Origin of the sequence: Bifidobacterium sp. (assembly GCF_050874245.1) — a bacterium.
Classification (GTDB): Bacteria; Actinomycetota; Actinomycetes; order Actinomycetales; family Bifidobacteriaceae; genus Bifidobacterium.
Map to the genome: position 1 here is coordinate 1 of NZ_JBNMKH010000210.1, position 1,144 is coordinate 1,144.

Below are 1,144 nucleotides of genomic sequence, written 5' to 3' on the forward strand. Positions count from 1 at the left end.
ACGTCGCTTTGCACAACCTGCCCGACGACCGCGACGACTATACGGTGTCGATTGTCCTGCTGACCGACGGCAAATCGAAGACCACGAATCGCGATGAGTTCACGCGACTGTATAAGGCCGAAGGCAAAGGCATTCCGATCTATTCCGTCATGGTCGGTGACGCGGATCGGAGCCAGCTTGACGATCTGGCCAAACTGTCGAACGGCAAGGTGTTCGATGGGCGTAACAGCGATTTGAGCGGCGTTTTCCGCGAAGTGAAGGGATACAACTGATTTTGCTGGCGATAGCGAGTGCGTGGCATGCTACCGTTTTGTGTTTCTCCAAGTTGTTGCCTGTATTTCCGTGCATGCTTTCTCTATTGTGAAACGCTGTGTGAAACATGTGTTTTCCAGTGGAAGCATGCTGTGGGGCGCCACTGACGGTTGACTGCCGGTAAAATGGTGCGCGGTGCCGCAATAGGGCAGACGTCTCGGGGCAGACCGAGTCCAATCGAAAAGGAAACCATATGAAGGTCGCAAGCGGCAATGTGCTATGGCAGCAGCGTAAACGCAATTGGTGCCGTACTCCATTCACATTCACCGTATACACGCTCACCGATCAGGAGTTGAGCATCAAAACCGGCGTGCTGAATGAGAATTTCAACCTGATCAAACTGTTCCGCATCGTGGATATCAGCGTGGAACGCACGTTGCTGCAGCGCATATTCGGCATGAGCACACTGGTGTTGGATACTCGCGACCAGTCGTCCGGCAACGGCACGGTGGCGTTGAAGAATGTACTGAACGGCTTCGAAGTGCGCAAGGTGCTGCAGGAGGCGGTGGACGCCTCCCGCAGGGTGAATGGCATGTCCGCGCGCGAGTTCCTGGGCGGCCCGTCGGCCCCCGGCTTCGGTCCCGGTCCTAATGGTCCGGGTTTTGACGGCGACTTTGACGGTCCTGATATGGGCGCTTACGACGACGGGCGCTGAGCGGCTTTGTGGGCGCAAATCCTTCCGCTTGTGACAACGCATGAGGGCGGTCGGAAGCTATTTGGCTTATTTGTGGCAGGTTGATAAGTCGAAAAGGCTGTTTGGGGGTATGATTTATACCCCCAAACCTTGTTGTAAAGAGAAAGACGTGCCACAAATAAGCGAGATAGCTTGGAC

General features: G+C 55.2%; 2 protein-coding genes. Both read left to right on the forward strand.

The window, feature by feature from the left end; all coding sequences use genetic code 11:
• The coding region (locus tag ACR0P8_RS09965) for a VWA domain-containing protein (RefSeq protein ID WP_432624886.1) at nt 1-272 on the forward strand (272 nt) is incomplete at its 5' end.
• 233 nt (nt 273-505) lie between these two features.
• Nucleotides 506-967, forward strand: a complete 462-nt coding sequence (locus tag ACR0P8_RS09970; RefSeq protein WP_432624887.1) for a PH domain-containing protein — start codon at nt 506-508, stop codon at nt 965-967.
• The last annotated feature ends 177 nt before the right edge of the window (nt 968-1,144 follow it).

Coding starts and splice junctions, on each gene's coding strand:
- ACR0P8_RS09970 (WP_432624887.1), top strand. CDS start 506: ATGAAGGTCGCAAGCGGCAATGTGCTATGGCAGCAGCGTAAACGCAAT.